The organism is Microvirga sp. jy35 (assembly GCF_056148915.1).
Genome location: NZ_JBWBEW010000087.1, coordinates 1 through 6475, shown reverse-complemented (window position 1 = coordinate 6475; position 6475 = coordinate 1). Strand labels below are relative to the sequence as shown.

Sequence of the window (6475 nt, the reverse complement as noted above, 5' to 3'; positions counted from 1 at the left end):
CGCTTGAACAGAGACAACAGGGCGGCTCCTCGACTGGCCGCTTTCCTCTAAACTGCCAAGGTTAATGCAACGGCGCCGGTGTTCTGGAGGACGGGATCATTATGGCAGGTTCTGAAGCTGATTCATTACTGAATGCCCACAGATCCTTATGCCCACCAATGATACATCGTGCGACTGCAAAATTCGATAGTGTCTCTACCACGCGGAGAAATTCGCACGCAGTAGAGACACACACTTTACCGTAATCAGGGGATGACCGGCGGGATGTAAGTGAAGGTATGCATCAGAGCGACAGCCAGCAGCATCACGATCGGAAAGTGCATGAAGAATTGCATCGACGTATAGCCGATGAGATCCTTCGATTGCAGCTTGAGAACGCCAAGTAGTGGAAGCATCCAGAACGGATTGATGAAGTTCGGAAGCGTCTCTGCGATGTTATAGACCATTACGGTCCAACCTAGGTGTGCGCCGATCTCGTTGGCCGCCTTCATGATGTAGGGTGCCTCGATGATCCATTTCCCGCCCGCCGACGGGATAAAAAAGCCGAGGATGGCGGAGTAGAGACCTACGATGAAGGAGAAGATTGTGGAATCGTGGGCAAAGCTCACGAACCAATGGGCAATCGTGTCGGACAGGGAGGCACTGTCGCTTTTGACCCGAGTGAGCATGTAGGCAATGCCGCCATAAAACGGAAACTGCAGCAACACCCCGGCCACACTGGGCATCGCCTGCGAGAAGCTGGCGAGGAAGCTGCGCGGCCGCCAGTGAAGCAAAGCGCCAACGAGCAGAAAGACGAAGTTGTAGGTGTTGAGGCCCGACATTGTAATGAGCGGGTTGCCCGACTTAAAGGTTTCGTAGAACCAGCCGGCTGCCAGAACCACGATCAGGATCGTCAGGATTGGGCTGAACTCGAGATAGTCGCCTGGCCGGGACGGCTTCTGCTCCACCTTCACGTCCACGAGATCGACGCCAAGATCGGCAGCCGTTCGAGCGTTGGCATCAGACGGCGCCGTGTAGTAGCAGATCATGGCCGAAAGCACCGTGCCGATCACAATCACCAGCAGGTTCTGCCAAGTCAGGATGGTCTCGTAGAAGCTGAGGACGCCGGTGATCGGCATGAGGGACGGCGGAATGCTCGCCGGATTTGCCTGGAGCTGCGCCGCCGATGAGCTGATGCCAAGGGTGAATCCGAAGCCGAGGCCCAGATAGCCGGCTGCGCCAGCCGCGCGGTAGTCGAGACGAATATCTGTCCGCCGGGCGATCTCCCGGACTAGCAGGCCGGAGAAGATCAGGCTGACGCCCCAATTGACCAGAGACAGCAGGATGCTGATCACGCCAACGAATACGACTGCGCTACGCCCGGACTTCGGTACCGCAGCTGCCCGGCGCATCATGGCCGCGACCGGAGGCGAAAGCGCTACGATGTAGCCACCGATGGCAACGAGCGCCATCTGCATGGTGAATGGAATGATGCTCCAGAACCCCTCACCGAAGGCCGTGCTAACTGCAACGGGGGAGGCGCCGTGCAGGATTGCCGCGAGAGCAACCGCGACGGTCGCCAAGAGGACAAAGATGTAAGCATCTGGGAACCAGCGCTCCGAGAAGGCTACCATCCTCTGTGACATACGGACGAGCACGCCTTCCTGCTGCGGCTCGGCTCGATGGTTTAACGTCAGGTCCGTCATTCCTTCCTCCATGATGGGCAGCACCCTGCCCTTGAAAGCATCAAGCTTCGAGAACGAGATCGGTTAGCGGTACCGCGCAGCATGTCAGGCAGGCATCGGCTGGACCGTCGTAAGGCACGAGGTGAGTGACCGAGCCTGCGAGGATACGCAATGTACAGCTCTCGCATTGCCCGCTGCGGCAGCCGCTTGGTAACGAGAGGCCAGCCGTTTCGCCTGCATCGAGAAGACTGCCGGCCTGCGCCGACCATTGGAAGGAGGTTCCACTGCGGGCCAGCCTGACATGGCGGGGCGCAAGATCGGGTGGGACCGTGACCTGGGATGAGAACACCTCACTGAAGATGTCAAACCCGGGCATGCCATAGCTTACTAAGCTATCCCGCATTGCTGAGAGGAAGCTCTCCGGCCCGCACAGATATGCAAGCGGGCGTTGATCGCTGGTTGGCAGTTCCAGGCCTCTGATGTCCTGGCGACCAGCATGGTGATAGTCGTGACCATGCCGATCATCTGCCAGCGGACGAGTGAAAACCAGCATGGTACGCAGTTCTGGAATGGTCGGAGCGATTTCTCTAAGCCAGTTCCCGAACGGCTGCTCTTTGCTGTTTCTACAAACGTAGACAAGGTGAACCGATGGTGGCCGCCGTTCGGGTGCCGTGCGAGCAAGTTCCGTGAGATAGCTGATGAAGGGCGTAATGCCGACACCTGCCGCGACGAGGATCACCGGCCGACTGGCCTGCAACGGTGGCGTGAAGACCCCTGACGGAGGGCGCAGGTGTACAATATGCCCTGGCTCAAGTTCATGCATGCGCGACGACATCCTACCTGGCGGCGTGCCGTCGCTGCCGGAGCCAAGTCGCCGCACTGCGATCTCGAATTCGAGCGGATCCTTGCTGTGGCCCGTGAGCGAGTAGCTGCGCGTCATTCGCGCCTGCGGATCCGTGACCTGAACGTGCTGCCCTGGCAGAAACTCTGGAAGGGGATCGCCATCGACGGGGGCAAGTCTGATCGCGAGGACATCGACCGACTCGGACCGGCACGACGTTACACGGAAGGCGCGCTCGCCGTCCCACCAGCCTCGCGACGCGAAATCGTCGCGGATCACCTCGCATGCGACCGCTCGTAAAGGGACCGAACCGCTGATCGGGTCGCGGTCCCGGTCTGAAAGCGCAGCGTTCATGTTTACGGTCAGCGGCCCGACAGATGGTGCGCCAGGGCGGCCAAGCGGAGTGCAAGCGTCCCACCAGCCGAATTCTGCGATCACCGTTCCTGCAGGCAGGGTCGGATCTAGGCGAGCGCGCAAGCGTGCCTGGCCGTCGCGAGTGCGCACAATGACCCAATCGCCTTCAACAATGCCGCGAGCTGCTGCGTCCTCCGGACTAAGTTCGACCGCTGGATCGGGCGCCTTGCGCCGCAGGGAAGCGACATGACGATGTGAGCTATGAACGAACCAACCGGATTTTGCAGTGGACAGGAGGAGTGGCAATGCCATCGATCCTTCCACGGCGCTCGCCGCCTCTACGTGGCAAGGTAAGGCCGGATGGCCCAATTCGTGGAGCTGTTCGGAATAGATCTCGATCCTGCGGCTTGCCGTAGGGAAGCCCACTACGGAACCGTCTTCGCGGGTAACGGCATATTTGCGCTCACCATTGGCCTGCGGCACGCGGATCCCTTCCGGGTTGGCGCGCAATTGCTCAACGGTGAGACCGAGGGGTTCAAGTTGGTAGTTCCAGCCGGCCTCGATCGAACCATCAAAGAAGGCATCGCTATGTCCAAGCCGGCATGCAAGATCGCATACGATATCGTAGTCTGCTCGAACATCACCGCGCGGCGGGACCATGCGCTGCCGGAGCTGGACGAGTTCCACGGCCTCTTGGGTGATCTCGAAGCCAACTTTCAGGGCCTCTCTCTCCCAAGGCATGCTCGCCGGCAGGACGATGTCGGCCTGTTCGGCGGTCGGGTTCATGAACATGTCGACGTGGACATGGAAGTCCAGGGCTCGAAGAGCCGCTAGATTGCGCTCTGAGCCACCCTGGGAGACCACGAAATTCGTTCCGAAGCTCATGAGCGCCCGGACCCGATAGGGGTCACCCTCAAGAACGGCCCGGCAAAAATCCCGAGCGGTGATCCACCCACGCGATGGCGGGCCGAGCGGGAGTTCGGCGAGGCCGAGCGCCTTGCGACGCTGAACTTCCGGTAGGAGTGAGTAATCGTTTACGGCTCGGGCCGGCGGTGCCGTGGTCCAGATGTTGCCGCCCTCGATATCGCTTGCGTCTGTCAACGCGTAGAGAGTGCCGATCGCGCGCTCAGTCATTGTCGCGTTGGAATGCTGTCCAACACCCGTCCAGGAATGGTAAGCGAGCCGGGGCGAACCTTCGAACAGCGCGTAGAAGCGAGCAAGATCGCCACGGGCGAGGCCAGTTAGTCGCGCCACGTGGTCGGGGGTGAATGCGGCCACTTCCTGCGCCATCAGGCGCATCACTGTTGCGCATGTGATTAAGCGACCGTCGACTCCGGATAAGGTCGCCGCACCATCAAGAACGATGTCATCCGGCTTATCCAATGCCTGGCGGGTGTCATAGGTATCGGCGGATCCGTCCAGTCTCAGGACCACGAACCGATCGCTCGCCCCATCCTGCCAGAGATCGCTGGCGCGCAGCAGGCGCCCGGTGGCAAGGTCGACGAGCATTGGCGCATTCGTCCATTGACGAACGAAGGCGTCATCGTAGCTACGGGTCGCGAGCAGGTGGCGGATCGCTCCCATCGCGAGAGCGCCATCCGCGCCGGGGCGGATCGGCAGCCAAAGATCGGCCTTCTCCCCTGCCCCACCACGCTTGGGGTCGACAACTGCAACGGTTGCTCCACGCTTCTGGGCCTGGGCTATCCGGGTGGCCTGTGCAAGCCAGGTTCGGGTTGGGTTGTGCCCCCATAGGACGATCGTGTCAGCATGGTCGTAGTCAGCGGCGCCGATGCCACGCCCATAGGTGAGGGCCTGTGCATAGTCCTTATGCCAGCCGCAGATCTCGACGGCATAGATGAGGTTTGGGCTGCCGAAGCACCGAATGAAGCGCTCAACCCATTCGAAACTGTCCACCATCGGCGTGCCACTGGGCGTTGTCACCGCGAAGGCGACCGCCTCGGCTCCAGATTCATGGCGGATGGCAGACAGCCGCTCGGCGACTGCGTCGAGCGCCTCGGACCAGCTGATCTCGACCCACTCAGGGGACTGAGCCCCTCGCGGCGTCGTGCGCCGGAGCGGCTTCGTCAGTCGCAGGGGGCTTTCCACCAGTTCCGGCGCAGCGCGCCCCTTTGCACAAAGGGCAGCCCCGGTCGGGTGGGATGGGTTTGGGCTCACTGCGACAAGACGTCCGTCCCTGACGTGGTTCAGGGAGCCACAGCGGGAGCGACATAGGGTGCAATACCCTTCTTTGATCTCGACTTCCGACATGCTAGCCATAGGGTACCGTATGATGCGTGACGCGCTACCGCAAGCCGAAATACAAAGCTAGAGATGTCTGGTAGCCTAAAGAATGCGCAACAAAGCCTCAGCCTAGCAGCAGGTATCCTGCTGGAATTTCTCTATTTAAGCCGTTTCTCGGTGGATAGATCACCGAAGACGATAGATTGTTCCATTCGCCATTTGCCTTTCGCGAAGTAGCGCGCTACGCCGGATTTATGACTGCATTTGAACGACCAACGGACAGCAATTTAAGGGAGCAGGTGCTCCAGCAGGTCCGCTCTGAGATCATCTCAGGACAAAGCGCTCCTGGAACGATGTATTCCGTGCCCAGCTTGGCATCGGCGCTTGGGGTTTCGACGACCCCTGTCCGGGAGGCCCTTCTGGAGCTTGCCCGGATCGGCCTTATTGAGCCAATGCGTAATCGTGGCTTCAGGGTCGTCGCCCCGTCCCTCGCCCAACTCCGGAGTCTCTTCGATTTGCGCGAGGTTCTAGAGCTCTACGGCGCTGAGTTGGTTGCCCTCAAGCGCAAGAAGGATCTCGCTCCCTTGCGCCTGATCGCCGACAAGATCGCCAAGACCGTTTCGTCCGGTAGTGTCAGGGACTATCTGGAGGCCGATCGGCAGTTCCACTTTGTACTGACTGAACTGGCCGACAACGAGTACCTGACTGAGAATGTGATGTCGTTGCGTGATAAGATGCGGCTGTACGGGATCACATCGGATGTCGGTCGGGAGAGACAGATAGAGTCGGTGCCAGAACATTTCCGTATTATTGAGCTGGCGGAAATTGGCGATGTCGATGGGCTTCGGGATCTCCTTCGCCATCATATCAGGTCTTGGCAGCCTATCTTCACGGACGCACTTCTCGAGGCGACGCGGAAGAACCAAACAACCGATGCGAAACCCCGCGGTTCTGGAGCCGGAAGTGCCAAGGTGGCTCTGTAAGACCGATCAGAATGCTTCAGAGTAAGGTCGAGCAGCAACCGGGGCATCTTCGTGGCCTGCCCCATGTGGGTGATCCGTGTGGCCCCTTGCGGCCTTCTCCTCGGTCATGGCCATCATTGTCTTGATCGCCCGAGGGTGGTTGCGTTACCGAGAGCGTATGCGAGCGTGATCCACCGAGAAATTGGGCATCTCGCTCAACTTCTTAGATGCTCTCCCAACGAATCGGGCACTTCGTTTGGAATGTCTGCACTGGGTCAGTTTCTGAAGCTCCCCTGCCCTTAATGGTCGTCCGATTACGTCGGGTGAGCGGACATCCGGCTTAATTCCGAGAAGTGCCGATTTCGTTGAAAAAGTCCTCGTGATTAGCGACGGATCGTGATTCCCTGATCGGG

General features: G+C 59.8%; 3 protein-coding genes. 1 reads left to right on the top strand and 2 read right to left on the bottom strand.

All coding sequences use genetic code 11. The features are described 5' to 3' along the window. Window positions 1-245: 245 nt before the first annotated feature. Both AC0QTX_RS27030 and AC0QTX_RS27025 read right to left on the bottom strand, forming a co-directional pair. Entirely contained in the window at window positions 246-1685 is a 1440-nt protein-coding gene (locus AC0QTX_RS27030; protein WP_474606882.1) for a short-chain fatty acid transporter, read from the bottom strand. Window positions 1686-1725: 40 nt separating this feature from the next. Beyond that, entirely contained in the window at window positions 1726-5127 is a 3402-nt protein-coding gene (locus AC0QTX_RS27025; RefSeq protein WP_474606883.1) for a molybdopterin-dependent oxidoreductase, read from the bottom strand. A gap of 176 nt (window positions 5128-5303) precedes the next feature. On the opposite strand from AC0QTX_RS27025, the gene AC0QTX_RS27020 reads away from it, so the two are divergent. Then, window positions 5304-6083, top strand: a complete 780-nt coding sequence (locus tag AC0QTX_RS27020) for a GntR family transcriptional regulator (RefSeq protein ID WP_474606881.1) — start codon at window positions 5304-5306, stop codon at window positions 6081-6083. The last annotated feature ends 392 nt before the right edge of the window (window positions 6084-6475 follow it).